The organism is Methanocella sp. MCL-LM (genome assembly GCF_049676595.1).
Taxonomy (GTDB): domain Archaea; phylum Halobacteriota; class Methanocellia; order Methanocellales; family Methanocellaceae; genus Methanocella_A.
Genome location: NZ_CP187259.1, coordinates 947055 through 963131, shown reverse-complemented (window position 1 = coordinate 963131; position 16077 = coordinate 947055). Strand labels below are relative to the sequence as shown.

17 protein-coding genes and 1 tRNA gene are annotated in these 16077 nt (G+C 56.5%); 9 read left to right on the top strand and 9 right to left on the bottom strand.

The genetic code is table 11. The features are described 5' to 3' along the window. Window positions 1–138: 138 nt before the first annotated feature. A complete protein-coding gene (locus ACPLPM_RS04810; protein WP_424359106.1) occupies window positions 139–984 on the top strand; it encodes a TatD family hydrolase in 846 nt (281 codons plus the stop codon). Between the two features lie 503 nt (window positions 985–1487). Continuing rightward, window positions 1488–2615, top strand: a complete 1128-nt coding sequence (locus ACPLPM_RS04805; RefSeq protein WP_424359105.1) for an ORC1-type DNA replication protein — start codon at window positions 1488–1490, stop codon at window positions 2613–2615. A 592-nt stretch (window positions 2616–3207) separates the two neighbouring features. Here ACPLPM_RS04805 and ACPLPM_RS04800 read toward each other — a convergent pair. The 4 genes from ACPLPM_RS04800 to moaA all read right to left on the bottom strand — a co-directional run bounded on the left by ACPLPM_RS04800 (window position 3208) and on the right by moaA (window position 5694). Beyond that, window positions 3208–3588 carry a NifB/NifX family molybdenum-iron cluster-binding protein gene (locus ACPLPM_RS04800; RefSeq protein ID WP_424359104.1) on the bottom strand — a complete coding sequence of 127 codons (381 nt, stop codon included), beginning with the start codon at window positions 3586–3588 and terminating at the stop codon, window positions 3208–3210. Between the two features lie 64 nt (window positions 3589–3652). Then, window positions 3653–3991, bottom strand: a complete 339-nt coding sequence (locus ACPLPM_RS04795; protein WP_424359103.1) for an SWIM zinc finger family protein — start codon at window positions 3989–3991, stop codon at window positions 3653–3655. Further along, window positions 3988–4731, bottom strand: a complete 744-nt coding sequence (locus ACPLPM_RS04790; RefSeq protein ID WP_424359102.1) for a Nif3-like dinuclear metal center hexameric protein — start codon at window positions 4729–4731, stop codon at window positions 3988–3990. The genes ACPLPM_RS04795 and ACPLPM_RS04790 overlap by 4 nt, the downstream gene beginning before the upstream one ends. Window positions 4732–4761: 30 nt before the next feature. Beyond that, window positions 4762–5694 (bottom strand): GTP 3',8-cyclase MoaA, encoded by a 933-nt coding sequence (gene moaA / locus ACPLPM_RS04785; protein ID WP_424359101.1) that lies wholly within the window; start codon window positions 5692–5694, stop codon window positions 4762–4764. 571 nt (window positions 5695–6265) lie between these two features. On the opposite strand from moaA, the gene ilvD reads away from it, so the two are divergent. After that, entirely contained in the window at window positions 6266–7909 is a 1644-nt protein-coding gene (ilvD, locus tag ACPLPM_RS04780; protein ID WP_424359100.1) for a dihydroxy-acid dehydratase, read from the top strand. Window positions 7910–8051: 142 nt separating this feature from the next. Here ilvD and ACPLPM_RS04775 read toward each other — a convergent pair whose 3' ends face one another. Together ACPLPM_RS04775 and ACPLPM_RS04770 are read right to left on the bottom strand one after the other, a co-directional pair. Continuing rightward, on the bottom strand, window positions 8052–8462 hold the full coding sequence (locus ACPLPM_RS04775) for a response regulator (protein WP_424359099.1): 411 nt from the start codon (window positions 8460–8462) through the stop codon (window positions 8052–8054). 210 nt (window positions 8463–8672) lie between these two features. Next, on the bottom strand, window positions 8673–9320 hold the full coding sequence (locus ACPLPM_RS04770) for a MarC family protein (RefSeq protein ID WP_424359098.1): 648 nt from the start codon (window positions 9318–9320) through the stop codon (window positions 8673–8675). Between the two features lie 181 nt (window positions 9321–9501). On the opposite strand from ACPLPM_RS04770, the gene ACPLPM_RS04765 reads away from it, so the two are divergent. The 4 genes from ACPLPM_RS04765 (at window position 9502) to ACPLPM_RS04750 (ending at window position 11341) form a co-directional block, all read left to right on the top strand. Next, a complete protein-coding gene (locus tag ACPLPM_RS04765; protein WP_424359097.1) occupies window positions 9502–9888 on the top strand; it encodes a DUF2111 domain-containing protein in 387 nt (128 codons plus the stop codon). Window positions 9889–9930: 42 nt separating this feature from the next. Next, complete coding sequence (locus ACPLPM_RS04760) at window positions 9931–10311, top strand: DUF2111 domain-containing protein (protein ID WP_424359096.1); 381 nt, start codon at window positions 9931–9933, stop codon at window positions 10309–10311. Window positions 10312–10390: 79 nt separating this feature from the next. Then, entirely contained in the window at window positions 10391–11086 is a 696-nt protein-coding gene (rpiA, locus tag ACPLPM_RS04755) for a ribose-5-phosphate isomerase RpiA (RefSeq protein ID WP_424359095.1), read from the top strand. A 135-nt stretch (window positions 11087–11221) separates the two neighbouring features. After that, a tRNA-Met gene (locus ACPLPM_RS04750) sits at window positions 11222–11341 on the top strand. A 271-nt stretch (window positions 11342–11612) separates the two neighbouring features. Here the strand turns inward: ACPLPM_RS04750 and thiD are convergent. Continuing rightward, the gene (gene thiD, locus ACPLPM_RS04745; protein WP_424359094.1) at window positions 11613–12386 is read right to left on the bottom strand and encodes a bifunctional hydroxymethylpyrimidine kinase/phosphomethylpyrimidine kinase; all 774 of its coding nucleotides are present in this window, start codon (window positions 12384–12386) and stop codon (window positions 11613–11615) included. Between the two features lie 189 nt (window positions 12387–12575). Here thiD and ACPLPM_RS04740 point away from each other — a divergent pair, with 189 nt between their 5' ends. Beyond that, the gene (locus ACPLPM_RS04740; RefSeq protein ID WP_424359093.1) at window positions 12576–12770 is read left to right on the top strand and encodes a hypothetical protein; all 195 of its coding nucleotides are present in this window, start codon (window positions 12576–12578) and stop codon (window positions 12768–12770) included. Between the two features lie 20 nt (window positions 12771–12790). Here ACPLPM_RS04740 and ACPLPM_RS04735 read toward each other — a convergent pair whose 3' ends face one another. After that, window positions 12791–13561, bottom strand: coding sequence for an ABC transporter permease (locus tag ACPLPM_RS04735; protein WP_424359092.1), 771 nt, complete (start codon window positions 13559–13561; stop codon window positions 12791–12793). Beyond that, a complete protein-coding gene (locus tag ACPLPM_RS04730) occupies window positions 13558–14463 on the bottom strand; it encodes an ABC transporter ATP-binding protein (protein ID WP_424359091.1) in 906 nt (301 codons plus the stop codon). Before ACPLPM_RS04730 ends, ACPLPM_RS04735 begins: the two co-directional genes overlap by 4 nt. 177 nt (window positions 14464–14640) lie before the next feature. Here ACPLPM_RS04730 and ACPLPM_RS04725 point away from each other — a divergent pair, with 177 nt between their 5' ends. Next, window positions 14641–16044: an aspartate kinase gene (locus tag ACPLPM_RS04725; RefSeq protein ID WP_424359090.1), complete on the top strand. Its 1404-nt coding sequence runs from the start codon at window positions 14641–14643 to the stop codon at window positions 16042–16044. Window positions 16045–16077 lie beyond the last annotated feature (33 nt).

The window sequence follows — 16077 nt, the reverse complement described above, 5'->3', positions numbered from 1 at the left end:
AAACCCGTAAGATACGCAGCCCGGCGAAAAATAGAGGTGCCCGCAGACCTGCAGAACGTCCCGCCCGGGGCCCAGAAGGCATGCTCGCGTTCCGGGTTGTGGCAAGCTTTAACTTTGAACCGCGCATTAGACTCATTCATGTATAGCTCGTCGCTGCCGATCATGGACGACCACATGCACATCAACCTCCGCACCGGCCGGGGCATGGAAGCCATCAAGGAGTTCAAGAATGCAGGCGGCACTCACGTGATCATCGTGTCTCTGCCCGCCGGCGAAACCGGCATGGCGATCAATAGCGCCGAGGATTACCGCGCAGTCTTCGACCTCACAATCGAGGCGGTCAGGCAGGCAAACGAGTTTGTCAAGGCTTACGCAGTCATAGGCGTCCACCCGGCGGAGTTCGTGGGGCTGGCAGAGACGAGAGGCATAGACGAGGCGTACGCCATTGTCGAGGAAGGGCTCGACATTGCCGCCGGATACGTGGCAGAGGGCAAGGCCATCGGCGTCAAGTCAGGCAGGCCCCACTACCCGGTCTCCCCGGAGATATGGGAGCAGTCAAACATGCTGATGCGCCACGCCATGGACCTGTGCAAAGAACGGGACTGCGCCATCCAGCTACACACCGAATCGGAAGACAACACGATGGAGTCCCTGTCGGAAATCGCCTCCATGGCCGGCCTTCCCCCGTGGCGGGTGATCAAGCACTTCTCCCCGCCGCTGGTGAAGAAGTGCGAGACCCTCAACATCTTCCCGTCCGTGATCGCCTCGAAAGGCGCGCTGGAAGAAGCAGTCGCCCAGGGCTCCAGGTTCATGCTGGAGACGGACTACATCGATGACGCAAACCGACCGGGAGCGGTGCTGGGACCGAAGACCGTGCCCAGAAAGACGAAAGAAGCGATCAGAACCGGCACCCCCGAAGAGCTCTTTTTCAAGGTGCACAAGGACAACCCCGAAAAGTGCTACGGCATCAAAGTCGAGCTATAAACGTGAACGTACACGAACGCTGCGCTGTGCGTTTCTGGTTGCTAGTGTGGCGTGAGACAGCAAGACGAACGCTGCGCTGTGCCAGAACACAGATTACGCAGAATCTGATGATTCTGACAGATTGTACAGATTGCACAGATGACGATTTTATATAAAAGAAATCGTGTGAGCCCTTACTTTTTGGGTTATCGATTAGCATCTGTGTAATCTGTTAAATCTGTAGTAATCTGTGTTCTGGCACAGCGCAGCGTTCGTGTACGTTCACGGCCACAGTGATAACACTTTTGATGCTATCCGAGGAATCATCATCAAGCACAGCGTAGCGTTCGTCTTGCTGTCTCACAAAACCGGCGCCGTTGGCGCCCATTGAAAATATTAGAAACAAGCATACAGAACCTATTTATATGATTCTGAGTAATACTTTCAGTACGCATTTAGGATAGTTTTTAAGCAAGGACTTACAATACAAACCTAATTGAAAGTATTATAGCCGGTGGCTCTGTATGAACAAGGACTTACTACTCTGGGACCAGACGATCTTCCGGGAGGAGCAGTACTTCGAGCTCGATTTCCTGCCCGAGAACCTGCTCCACAGGGAGTCGCAAATCAAATCGTTGCAGTTCAGCATAGGGCCGGCTCTGCGCGGCGCCACGCCGCTTAACGCGTACTGCAGGGGCGCTCCAGGCACCGGGAAGACCTCTGCCGTGCTGAAAGTTTTCGAGGAAGTGGAGAACGCCACCCAGAAGGTTCTTCCTGTGTACATCAACTGCCAGGTGGACTCGACGCGTTACGCGATCTTCGCCCAGATCTTCAAGAAGCTATCCGGATACCCGCCACCGTCCTCGGGCATCTCTTTCAAGAAGCTCTTCTCCCAGATCGCCAAGCATCTGGTCGAGAAGAAGAAGGTCCTGATCGTGGCGCTGGACGATATCAACTACCTGATGATGAGCAAGGAGATCGACGATGTCCTGTACTCGCTGCTCCGCATGCACGAAGTGCAGCCCGGCGCCAAGGTAGGCGTTATCTCGATCCTGAGCGACATGACGCTGGACATGGCAAAGGACCTCTCGCCGCAGGTACAGTCGGTGTTCTTGCCGGAGGAGATCGTGTTCCCCCAGTACTCGGTGGAAGAGATCCGGGACATCCTCAGGTACAGGATCAAGTACGGCTTCTTCCCCAACGTGGTCTCTGACGAGGTCCTGGAGAAGGTCACCCAGTACACCTGCGAAACCGGCGACCTCCGGGTCGGCATCAACATGCTCAAGCGCTCAGGACTGAATGCCGAGCGCCGGGCCAGCAAGAACGTCTCGGTCGAGGACGTCGAGAAAGCCTACGAGGGCTCGAGATATGTTCATCTGAACTACGTGGTGCGCAGCCTCAAGAAAGAGGAAAAGATGATCCTCAAGTGCATCGTCGACTCGGGCAAACAGGAGCTCATGTCCGGCGAGCTGTACGACTGCTTCAAGGAAAAAACTAACCTGGGCTACACTTCGTTCTACGAGATGGTTAACCGGCTGGAAACCTTAAAACTGGTATCGCTCAGCAGCACCGGCAAAGGCACCCGGGGACAGAGCAGGATCATATCCCTGCCGTACGACCCCAAGGAGATCGAGCGCCGAATCGATCTCTGATACCCTTTAAATATCGTCATATGCCTCCATCCACCACAGTAGCACAGCTCCTTATCCTGACAACCGGAAATCAAATGTTCTAACCACGGCGGCACAGCGACACGGCGACAATTCGAGTAACGATGGCAGGATGGTTATTTGAACCACGGCGGCACGGCGACACGGCGACAACCAGTACCCGAATAGCAAGGCTCCTTTTTTATTGAACCACGGCGGCACGGCGGGCTGACGGCACGGAAACAAATATGTTTCGCTTCCTTCAGGCTATTGATGCAAAGTCAGGCAGAAACGATTGGATAGCAAACTTATGGTAAATAACTGTCTTTGTGTCGCCGTGGACTAAAAAAGAGTTCACTTTGACCGGTTCGCCATTGTCTTGGTGTCGCCGTGCCGCCGTGGTTTTATTTACCACTGGCTTGTCGTAGATCGCACTGTCGCTGTGTCGCCGTGGTTACAGTTACCATCCTGGCGTTTACAGTTCGAACTGTCGCTGTGTCGCCGTGGTTCAAGTATAAAATTTATATTTGCCAAGATAAGAGCAGCGTCGCCGTGGTTCGAACTACAGTGGCTTCGTTTGTGGTGTGATCCGTGGCTATTGAGTCTTGACGCCGCAGACGTTATCGCCCGCGCAGGGCATCTGGCTCTTCTTCGCCGCAGGCTTCAGCTCGCCCTTGAGGAATCTTTCCAGAATGGTGTCCAGCATGCCGAGGGCATCGGGATAGACCTCTATGCCCTTTTCGTGGAAGATGGTGACGGCCTGGGGCCCGATGGCGGCAGCGACTATATGGGTGGCCTGGTGTTCGATGATCAGGTGAGGCACCTGGCCCTTTTCCCTGCCCGGGTTAGGGATGATCTCGGTCGAGGCGACCTTGCCGTTTTCAATGAGGAAGAACGCGAACTCCGGGGCCTTGCCGAAGTGGCGGAAGACCTTGGCGTCACTCTTCGGGATGCAGACTTTTATGGCAGGAGTCATAGAAGATGATCTGGCATGCCGGGATAAAAACCTTTAGCAAGAGGAAAAAGCTATTGCTTATAGGTCACTGCCCGTACTCCCTCTGCAAAATAGTATCGGAGTACCATGCATCTACCTCCTCGTATTGCCCGGTGGCGCTGGCGATCTTTACGGCGAGGGAGTGGTAGCATACGCCGTCCTGTTTGGCTAATCTGTAAAGGTAGTCCCGGCAGGTGCAGAAGTCGCCTTCGACCACATATTGATCTTTGCGGCCCTGGACGACAAAGAAGTCCCGGTACTTCTTGACCTTGCCCGCCAGCACCAGCTCGACGGCGTTCTTGCCTCTGGTGCCGTACTCCTGTATGATGGCGCTTACGACGTCGCCGTCTATCTTCCCAGGGGTCAGCAGGTCGATGGCGCTCACGGCCGGATCACCTTGAGTTCCGGGGGATCGTCTACGAACTCCGCCCGGACATTTTTGCTGTTTAGCCTTTCGGCAAGCCTTTTCATCGACGGGGCCTCGGTGAAGTAGTGGGGCGCTGAGACCAGGGCGACGTTGCCCCTGTCCCGGATGACGTCGTGCCGTAGCTCGGATGAGACCAGCACGTCGGCGTTAAGCTGTTTTGCGATGGGCAGCGCCTCCCTGAACGCGCTTCCCGCCGCGGTGACGACAGTACTTACTTCTTTGTTCAGCCGGCCGACGACTTCTACGTCAGCGCCCAGAGCTTTCGAGGCAGAGGCGGCGAAGTCTGCCAGACTCTGCGTTTCGACGATGCCGGCCCGGCAGAGGTCTACAGCCACAGTGTCTTTCAGGCCCAGCAGATCAGCCAGCGTCTCGTTGACACCTCCCGGCGCCCGGTCGTAGTTCGTGTGCATCGAGTAGAGCGAAATGTCGTTCTCGAGCAGGAGCTTCAGCACGCCCGCCATATCGGAGGTGAGGGCTGTCACCGGGTTCCAGATCAGCGTGTGGTGGACGACGAGAGCCTCGGCGTGCATGTCGATGGCCCGCTCGATCACGAAGGGCGTGGGATCCAGCGCCGTGGCTACCTTGTTTACCTTGTGGTAGCCAGGGACTATCAGGCCGATCTTGCCGTGATCGAAATCTTCCGCGAGATCAGGCGGGGCGATGGTCTCGAGTAACTTGACTAAATCAAAAAGCTCCATGCGTATGTGCGACCTAATATAAATGGGCCGTCATGGTTCATATATTTTATACGGCTGGCAGATTTTCAGGCTCTCGGACCTGAAAAAGGGCTCGCGTGCGCTTACGGTCTTAATCAGCACAGCCTCGACTTCCGCGTCCGTCATGCCCCGGACGCTGACGAGATTGTCATTCCGCAGCAGGCAGGGCTTGAGCTTGTAGTCCGACGTGATGCGGAGGCGGTTGCAATTCATACAGAACTCGGAGTTGTCGATGGGCCGGACAATCTCGACCTCGGCGCCGCCGAGGTAGTACTTGGTACGCCTGTGCATCTCCCTGCACACGGCTTTGTCGGCCTTCTCTTTGATCCGCTGCTCCAGCGAGGCCACGTCTGCGTGGTATTTAAAAGCCCCGTGGAAGTTCATGAGCTCGATGATCTGCAGTACCAGCGGCTTGCCTCTCACGAAATCGATCATGCGGTCGACTTCGTCTTCGTTCACTCCCTTGAGGTAGACCATGTTGATCTTCACGGGGGTGAGGCCGACGGAAAGGGCAGCATCTATGCCGTCCAGCACCTTCTCGAACTGTCCCTTGCACTGGGTGATGAAGGTAAAGCGGTCCCGGTCCATGGAGTCCAGGCTGACGTTGACCCTGTCCAGCCCGCTCTCCTTCAAGGATTTCGCCCGCGCTGCGAGCAGGGTGCCGTTCGTGGTGACGGAGACGTCCCGCATTTCCGGCAGGGCCCTGAGAATGTCCTCGAAGTCCCGGCGCAGCAGCGGCTCGCCGCCCGAAAACTTGATCTTGTCGACGCCGTACTTCGCGCAAATCCGTGCTATCTGGGCGACCTCTTCTACAGTAATCTCGCTGCCGCTGTCCTGCTCACCCTCGTTATGGCAGTAGATGCACTTGAGGTTACAGCGGTTGGTCAGCGAAAGCCTGAGGCTGGAAATCCTTCGCCCGTATGCGTCGATCAGCACGTTCTGCATCGTAAGGAAGTTACTATGTTCAGGCATATTAACTTTATGTAGTAACGTGTAATCCGGGCAGGACAGTGGCCAGACGAACGCTGCGCTGTGCGTTTCAGATTGTTCAAGTAACGTGAGACAGCAACACTAACGCTGCGCTGTGCCAGATCACAGATTGTTACAGATTGCACAGATTGCACAGATGACTACATTAGATAAGATGAATACAGCGAACTATTCAATTATTATCGATTAGCATCTGTGCAATCTGTCGTATCTGCCGTAATCTGTGATCCTGGCACAGCGCAGCGTTAGTGTACGTTCACGGGCACAGAGACAACACTTTTGACACTATCCGAGAAATCAGCATCAGCACAGCGCAGCGTTAGTGTACGTTCACGGGCACAGAGACAACACTTTTGCGAGTATCCTGGAAATCATGGCCAGTACAGCGGAGCATGCACTATCCTAAAACTGTAGTATTTGCAGGCCCGCTGCCGGCAGCTATATAGTACATCCCGAACACACGCGGCAATGACATTTTAATCACTAACAACTAAACTAGATGCAGGTTTTCAGAGGTCTGTCGATCATGCGAAGTGACAAGGTCAAGAAGGGAATGGAGAGGACACCGCACCGGGCTCTTCTAAAGTCGGTGGGCGTTACGGACAGCGACATGGATAAGCCGTTCATCGGCATCGCCAACGCCTGGAACGACATCGTCCCCGGGCACAAGCACCTGCGGGCGCTCGCGGAGAAAGTGAGGGAAGGTATTCGGGAGGCTGGCGGCGTGCCGTTCGAGTTCGGCGTCATCGGCATCTGCGACGGCATCGCCATGGGCCACGAAGGCATGAGCTACTCGCTGCCCTCGAGGGAGATCATCGCCGACTCGATCGAGGTCATGGCGGAGAGCCACCGGTTCGACGGCATCGTCATGCTGGGCACCTGCGACAAGATCGTGCCGGGCATGCTGATGGCGGCGCTGAGGATGAACATCCCCACGATCGTGGTCACCGGAGGCCCGATGCTGCCGGGCAGGCTGGAGGGGAAAGACCTTACGCTGATCTCGTCCTTCGAGGCCATCGGCAGCGTCCGGGCCGGGAAGATGACGCTGGAAGAGCTGAAGCGCATCGAAGATTTGTGCTGCCCGGGCTGCGGCAGCTGCCAGGGGCTGTACACGGCGAATACGATGGCGTGCATGACCGAGGCGCTGGGCCTGTCTCTGCCCGACTGCGCCACGGCCCATGCGGTCAGCGGCAAGAAGGACAGGATCGCCAGGGAGAGCGGCCGCCGTATCGTGCAGCTCGTCAAAGAGGACATCAAGCCCCTGGACATCGTTTCCAGGCAGTCGTTCGAGAACGCCATTAAAGTGGACATGAGCATCGGAGGCTCGACCAACACGGTACTGCACCTGACCGCCATCGCTGCGGAAGGCGGCATAGAGCTCAAGCTGGACGACTTTGATAAGATCAGCAGCGAGACTCCTCATATTTGCCACATGAGCCCGGGTGGACCTTACACGATGAAGGACCTGGACGAGGCCGGAGGCATTCCCGCAGTCATGAGCCGGGTCAAAAAGCTGAAAGACCTGCAGACGGTCTCGGGCAAGAGCATCAAGGCTATCATAAAAGCAGCGAAAGTCGAGAGGCCCGAAGTCATCCATACCCAGAACGATCCCGTCCACAAGACAGGCGGTATATCTATCCTCTACGGCAGCCTGGCGCCCGAGGGAGCTGTGGTCAAGAGCGGCGCGGTCAGCGATAAGATGCTCAAGTTCTCCGGAGTGGCCAGAGTGTTCGACGCCGAGGACGATGCGATCAAGGCAATCCTTGGCAAGAAGATCAAGCCCGGGGACGTGGTAGTGATCAGGTATGTCGGCCCCAGGGGAGGCCCCGGCATGCCGGAGATGCTCAGCCCTACCTCGGCCATTGCAGGCATGGGCCTGAGCGAGTCTGTCGCCCTCATCACAGACGGACGGTTCTCCGGAGGCACCAGAGGCCCCTGCATCGGCCACGTCTCGCCTGAAGCCGTGGAAGGCGGCCCCATCGGCCTGCTGAAAGACGGCGACCGCATCGAGATAGACATCCCGGCGAAAAAGATAGACGTCGGCCTTACCAAAGCGGAGCTGGCTGCCAGGAAGAAAGCGTTCAAGCCAAAGCAGAAGCAGCTAAAAGGCTACCTGGCCCGGTACGCGAAGAACGTCACGTCGGCTTCCACCGGCGGACTGATAAAATAAGGCTCCCGACTTCGGGAGTCTAAGATCGGTGTACACTGCGCTGCGCTTCAACACTGCCCTCAGTGTTACAGCGCAGCGCAGCGTACGCTACTGGATATAGATTAGAGGATGGAAAACCATACCTGAATTATTCAATACAGGGTTAAGTGCTGGCCGACTGGCCTGAAGAAACGTTTTTCGCCTCTTCGTCGATGTTGCGAAGCAGGTCCTTGAGCGAGATAGGCTTTTTCAGAAACTTGGTAGCGCCCGCTTCTATCGCTTCTTTTTCGACGGCTTCGTCTGCCGATACGAAGATGATCCGGGTCGCCGGGGTCGACGCTAGAATTTCCCGGGTGGTTTCCACCCCATTCTTTGTGGGCATCCGGTGGTCCATTATGACAATGTCAGGCTTATGGTTGGCTTTGTTTTGCTTTTCGAGAGCGTCGGTGCCATCGCTGGCGATATAAGAAATAGGATAGCCTCTGGATGATATAGCCAGCCTGTAAAGCTTTTGCAAGTCAGGCTCATCGTCCACTATGGCCACGAATGGCTTTTTACCTTCCCCGTCGCTCATGTTGTTTATCCTTGTCTTCGTGCTGGTATACGCGCCGAAAAGGTATATCTTCTCGCCATATTTTCCGACGCAAGCTCTGATAATAGCCTCACAAATTGGCCCAGATACAGGACTTCGAGGTAACACAAGTCCCTGAATGCATTTGCTTTTACAGCTTTTGGCATATAAATATGTTGCTTAACATATTGGCAATATGCAAGATATTAGGGGTTAGATGCCGATGCCTGCGAGCACCGGGAACGCTTTCAGGAGGCCGTTGACCATCATCTCGATCGCGATCGTGGCGAGCAGGATACCCATTATCTTAGTTAGTACCCTCGAGCCGTCTTTCTTGATGATAGAATAGAGTAACTCCGAGTTTATAAGGATGATGAAAGCCGCAGCCATAGCCAGCAGAATAGCCAGGAAGATGGACAGCTTTTGCAGATCGTTGGTCGCCGCTTCGTTCATCAGGATCATGACAGTGCTCATGGCACCGGGCCCCGCAAGCAGGGGCGTCGCCATTGGCGTGACAGCTACTGCCTCACGCTCGTCCGACTCGTCGATCTTCGATGCCGGGCTGCGTCCCATGAGCATGTCGAAGGCGATCGCGAGGAGAAGCAGCCCGCCCGCCATTCTCAGGGAGGGGAGCGTCACGTTGAGTAGCGAGAAGACGGTCTGGCCGATGAGCGCGAATACCAGAAGGATCGCCGTGGCGATCAGTAAGGACTTGATAATGGCATTCCTGCGCTCGATTGCCGTCAGCTTGGAAGTGAGCGAGATGAAGATCGGGATGTTCCCGAACGGGTTGACAATGACGAATACGCCTACCAGCGCGTGTATGAATAACGTGTAGCTTAAAGCACTATCGAAGGCCATCCGCTAGTCTGATGTCCTGTAACTATTAAATCCTTTTTCACTCTGCAGTCCACCTTGCGCATGGTCCGTAGTCGAGGCAATTTTCGGACGCCGCAGACATTATCTCAAATCGTCGGACACCGGGGGAGGTGCGTGCCAAAAGAAGAAGCAACGTATATACGAAAATTTAGCCTGTGTGTATATGATGAGCGCGATAGAAATCTCGAATGATACGCCCGCTGAGATCTTACGACGGCTGGCCGAGTCGATCCACCAGGCCACGGGTGGCATGCCTATCGCCCTTAAAAGCCGAAATATGCCCGGCGTGTTCGTCGATCACGACGGCTCCGTGGACACCAGTTACGAGAGCGAGGTGCTGGACAGCGTTTTTTTGAACAGCCACGTGAGAAGGGCCCGGGTCGACACCGGAAAGTACGCAGGAATGCCGATGATGATCTCTCCGATCGAGGATACGGACGGCTTCACAGTAGCTGCGCTGGGCATCGTAGATGCCATGGGTTCGCTAAGCCTGCAAGACTTCGCGCAGATCAGCCAGCGTATTAAGAACCAGGTGCTAAACAGCTTCTGAAGCCTGGGAAAACCATAAAAGCTCGCACACGTACGTTAGATTATGGATCGGATAACCATTTCTGCGGACTCGACAGCCGACGACCTCGCCAGCCTCGCCCTCTGCATCCACGCCCTCGCAGGCGGCCTCCCGGTCACCGCCAGAAGCAGAAACAAGCCGGGAGTTCAGGTGGAGGACGGGCAGATCAAGTCCAGGGCATATACCGGGCCGCTGCTGGAGCAAGTGCTTACAGAAGGCCAGGTCGTAAAAGGCAAACCTCCCGCAGGGACGTATAAGGGCATCCCGGTGATCGTCGCCCCCGTAAAGGCAGACGGAAAAGCCATCATAGCGATCGGCGTGGTAGATACGACGGGATCTATGGAGATTAAGGCGCTCATGGACCAGTACTCCGCCATCCACAGGCAGGTCAACGGCCATAAATAACACTTCAGCTTAGCCGGCCCTGGCCGGCCTCGTCGCATCACCGTAATATTTTTCCACCCGGAAGCCCTTTTTGGCTTCGATGAAGAATCTTTCCGGTAGTGACGTGGCAAAGAAGAACGCCGCAGAAAAAGCCTGCGAGCTGGTGACCGATGGCATGATCGTGGGCCTGGGCACGGGCTCCACAGTAGCGCATTCCATCCGGCTGCTCGGCAAGCGAGTTAAGGAAGAAGGGCTGGATATCGTGGGAGTGCCGACTTCGTACTCGACCGAGGCGCTGGCTATCGAGTGCGGCATACCTCTGACAAGCCTGGCGGCTTCGCCGGAGCTGGACATCGCCCTCGACGGCGCAGACCAGGTCGACGCCTCGCTCAACGCCATCAAGGGCGGAGGAGCGGCGCACACCAGGGAAAAGATCGTGGCATCCTCGGCGAAGCAGTTCGTCATCGTCGCGGACGACAAGAAGTTCAGCAGCATGCTGGACAGGTCAGTGCCGACAGAAGTCATCCCTTACGCGGTAAAACTGGTCGAGCGGGAAATCCTGAAGCTGGGCGGCACCTGCACGGTCAGGACCGGCACGGGCAAGGACGGCCCGATCATCACGGACAACGGCAACTTCGTGCTCGACTGCGCCTTCGGGCAGATCAAGGAGCCGGCGCTGCTCGGCGATAAGCTCTCCCGCATCCCGGGCCTGGTGGAACACGGCATCTTCACCAACGCCGCCATGGTCTACGTGGGGTACGAGAACAGGGTAGACGTCATCAGGCGCAAGATCTGAGTGCCGCACATCTTATGAAGCATAGGCTGGGCGCGAGTGGCGTGCCCGCCGTCACATTTTCTCGGGTCGTAAACCACAAGAATTATATCGTAGAATGATATTTAGAGTATGCAAAACTCCTAAGTTTGTCGTAATGTCGGAGTGGCCTAGTCTGGTTAGGGCGTCGGACTCATAGGGTAATTGAATACTCGCCATAACTTGAGACAAGTAGCCTGAGACATCCGAAGGTCGGGGGTTCGGATCCCCCCTCCGACACTAAATTTTTTGATAGATTAATAACCTGAATAGCTTTTGCTTTCTTCCTGAACAAAAACGATCGCTGCGCTGTGCCAGATCACAGATTCTGACAGATGCCACAGATTACACAGATACGACTTGATAATGATAATATGATAATAAGTCGAAGTATCTCTACGATTAGCATCTGTGTAATTGGTGTAATCTGTCGTAATCTGTGATCTGGCACAGCGCAGCGATCGATGGCGAATATCACCCCTTATAAGATCTACTCAACTGTGGCACAGGGTTACTTGATGCCCCCGGGGTTCACCGGGCGCACGCCGTGGCCGACATCCATGGACCCCGCTACAGCAGCCTTCACGAACGCCTTTGCCTTCTCGCAGGCGGTTGCCAGAGTTTCTCCCCTTGCCAGGTAGGCCGTCACTGCCGCCGAGTGGGTGCAGCCGGTGCCGTGGGTACCGCCTTTGACCAGCTCGCCCCTGAAGGTGTGGAACCCGCCGGCACTATCGTAGAGCGTATCTATACCGCCGAAGTGCCCTCCTGTCAGGACGACGTTTCGGACTCCGAGAGCGCGGATAGCCCTGCATGCATCCTTGACCGAGTCCAGGTCCCTGATCTCGATGCCGGAAAGCGCCGCCGCCTCGTAGATGTTAGGTGTGACCACCTCTGCCAGAGGCAGAAGCTCGGTTTTCAGGACCTCGACCGCGTCCGGGTTCAGCAGCCTGCCCCCCGCCTCGGCAGCCATAACCGGGTCCACGACCACTTTAAGGCCATACTCACCCACTTTCCGGGCTACGCACCGGATCGTCTCCACCCTCGACAGCATGCCGGTTTTAGCATAGCTTACGGCGAAGTCGGACAACACGGCGTCGAACTGGCTATCGATGGCCTGGACTGGCACGTCGAAGACAGACTTGACACCCGTCGTGTTCTGGGCGGTTATGGCGGTGATAGCGCAGGTCCCGTGGACCCCGAGAGCCTGGAAGGTCTTGAGGTCAGCCTGGATGCCCGCCCCTCCCCCCGAGTCGGAACCGGCGATGGTCATGGCTACATAGCTCATGAGAATTAGATATGGCAGAGCGGTATTAAGTGTTTTGTTAGGCAAGATCTATTGATTTGTCAGGCCTCGTCACAAAAGCCATGGCCGAAAGGCCGGTGTTTATCATCCCTGCCCTCTGCGGCCGCAGGCCGCCGGCCACAGGCCGCAAGCAAAGGTTTAAAAGATATCAGCGACCTAAATAAGGTTACTATGCGACCGAACGACCGGGTCATCTTGCTGAGAGAGCTGAAAAAATCCATCGACGGCAGCGTCATTCCTGAAGGCGCCGAAGGTGTCATCCTCGCCAAGATACCGGGCAGCGGATGGAATACTTTCGAGGTAGACTTCGGGGAGCACGGGACCGCCATCTGCGATAAGCAGGACCTGGCGATGAAGCGTGAATAGCCTACTTAAAAAGTAGGAGCCTACTGAATCATCCTTCTTTTCATCAGCACAGTTGAGATAGCTGCACATATTATCGTAAAGACTACCATCCACGCGAGATCAGGTGCGAAGCTCCAGGACACCAGCCCGGTAGCCGCAGGCCTGATCACGTTGACCGCGTGCGTGAGCGGCAGGTACCAGGAGATGTCCCGGACTATCGCCGGCAGACTGTCGACCGGGAAAAAGACCCCGGAGAGCAGGAACATCGGGGAGACGAGCAGCGTGAAGTAGTAGTTGAACCCGTCGATCGACGGCACGATCGAGGTGAACAGCATGCTGAGCGAGGAAAACATCAGGCCTACCAGCATGATGGTGGGCAGGATGATCAGCGCAGACTCGATCCTCGCAAGCCCCAGCAGGAAGATCACGAGGAAGATACAGGTGCCGCTGATCAGGCTTTTGGTGGCGCCCCAGACGATCTCCCCGACGACTATGTCCTCTATCATGACAGGGGTCGACAGTACCGCGTCGAAGGTTTTCTGGAAGTGCATGCGGACGAAGGTCGAGTAGGTGCACTCGTAAGAGGCGGCGAACATGGCTGAGGACGACAGGATGCCTGGAGCGAGGAACTGTGGGTAGCTGACTCCCCCGATCTGCCCCACAAACAGGCCCAGGCCGTAGCCGAGCGCGAGGATGAACAGCAGCGGCTCTGCAAAATACGGCAGGATGCTGGTGATGAAAAATTTCTTGAACACGCTTAAATTGCGGGTCCAGACATGCCTTGCCCTCCACGAGGGTAATTCGATCCTCACTTCAGCTGCCTCCCGGTGAGCTTCAGGAAGACATCCTCGAGGGTCGTCTTTCGGACGATGTGGCGGTGGCCGGTGGCCACCTCGCACTTGTTGCGGAGCACTTCCGCATCGTTGCCGTAGACGTACAGGCGGCTGCCAACCTGTTCTATGCTGCCTTTCACGTGATCCCGGATCGCGTTGACCTGCGCTTCTTCCGGAGCGTACACTTCGCAGACGCTGGTACCCACGACCCGGCTGATGAGCTCGTCGGGGGAGCCGTATTCGAGGATCTTCCCCCCGAACATGACCGCGATGCGATCGCACAGCTCCTGGGCTTCGTCCATGTAGTGGGTGGTCAGCACGATCGTCTTGCCCCCTTCTTTAAGCCGGATTATAGTGTCCCATATCTGTCGCCGGGCCTGCGGGTCGAGGCCGGTCGTGGGCTCGTCCAGGATCAGCAACTCGGGATCGTTGACGAGGGCCCTGGCTACTATCAGCTTTCTCCTCATTCCCCCGGACAGATCGTCTACCGGCGTGTCAGCCTTGTCTATGAGCTCGAAGAACGACAGGAGATCTGCTATCCGTTTCCGGGCTATCCGGGGAGGGATGTCGAAATACCGGGAGTAAACCATCAGGTTCTCGCACGCGGTCAGGTCCCGGTCCAGGTTGTCGTCCTGGGTCGCCACGCCGATCACCGCCTTGATCTTTCGCTGCTCGGTCTTCACGCTCAGCCCGTTGACGAGGATGTCGCCGTGCGTCACCGGCGACCGGCAGTAGATCATCTTCATGACCGTTGTCTTCCCTGCGCCGTTGGGCCCGAGGAAGCCGAAACACTCCCTCCTGGGTATGGAGAAATCAACGTGATTTACGGCTCGCAGGCCGTTGTAGTCCTTGACCAGGTCTCTGCCCTCGACGATCGCCATCACGCTAGATATATGGCATTAATATATATTGCATTTTCCAGATTTTTCACGGCAGAAAAGCTCGTCCCTGCACGGCAATCCGTTGATAATTTTACCGGCAAAGCCATATACTCGTAATCATCTTATACAACCACAATACAATCATATTAAATAATCCCTGGCGGATTGTGATACACGATGAGACTTGTCATGAAGTTCGGCGGCACTTCTGTGGGCGACGGGGCGCGGATTCGCAACGTTGCCAGGCTTGTGAAAGGATACAAAGATCAGGGCCACGAGGTCATTGCTGTGGCCTCGGCCATGACCGGCGTCACTGACAAGCTCTACGAGATGGCGCAGGTAGCCAAGGACACCTGCAGCACCACGGACATTGAGCGACTCTTCGCCGAGCTGGCGAAGCGCCACGAAATCGCGATCGCTGACGCAATCCAGGACCAGGGCATCAGGCAGGAAGTCTCGGCCGACATCGAGAAGCGGCTGGCCGAGCTTAAGAACGCCCTGATCGGCGTCTGCTACCTGGGCGAGCTCACGAACCGCTCGCTTGCTTACATCTACTCTTTTGGCGAACGCATGAGCGTCCCCATCCTGAGCGGCTCGCTCCGGGACCTGGGCGCGAAATCGAAGCCGTTCTCGGGCGGAGAGGCCGGAGTGATCACCGACAGCCGGTACGAGAGCGCCAAGCCCGACCCCGTCACGGACGTCAAGGTAAAGGAAAGGCTGCTGCCCCTGCTGAAGGATGGCGCCATCCCGGTCGTCACCGGCTTCGTGGCCGCAGACCCCAAGGGTATCATTACAGTCCTGGGCAGAGGCGGGTCCGACTACAGCGCCTCGATCATCGGCGCAGCCATCGACGCGGACGAGATCTGGATCTACACCGACGTCAACGGCATCATGACCACCGATCCCAGGCTGGTACCGCAGGCCAAGACGCTGCCGGTCGTCACGTACCTGGAAGCGATGGAGATGTCGTACTTCGGCGCCAAGGTGCTCCACCCTAAGACCATCGAGCCGGCCGTGAAGAAGGGCATACCTGTCAGAGTCCTCAACACCTTCCAGCCCGAGCACCCGGGCACCGTCGTCCTGATGAAGGACACCAACGGCAGCTGCGCGCCGATCAAGGCAGTCACGATGATCAAGAACATCGGCCTGATCAACATCAGCGGCGCAGGTCTCTCCGGCACTCCGGGCATCGCGGGCAAGATCTTCAGCGTGCTGGGCAGCGAAGACATCAATATCATCATGATCAGCCAGGCGTCGAGCGAGTTCAACGTCTCCATGGCCATCGACGGAGCCCAGGTCGACAAAGCGATCGCCGCCCTCAGGAAGGCGTTCAACGGAGAGATCGAGAGAGACCTCACCTGCGACAACAACGTTTGCGTCGTAGCAGTAGTGGGCGCCGGCATGGCAGGGTCTCCGGGCACCGCGGGCAAAGTGTTTACCGCATTAGGCAAGAGCGGCGTCAACATCAGGATGATCAGCCAGGGATCGTCCGAGGCGAACATCTCCTTTGTGATCAACAAGGAAGATGCCCAGAGGGCAGTCAAGATCCTGCACGACGAGTTTGAGCTGCACAACCTTTGAAAAGAGAATTCAGGTAGCTGACAGGGTATTTTT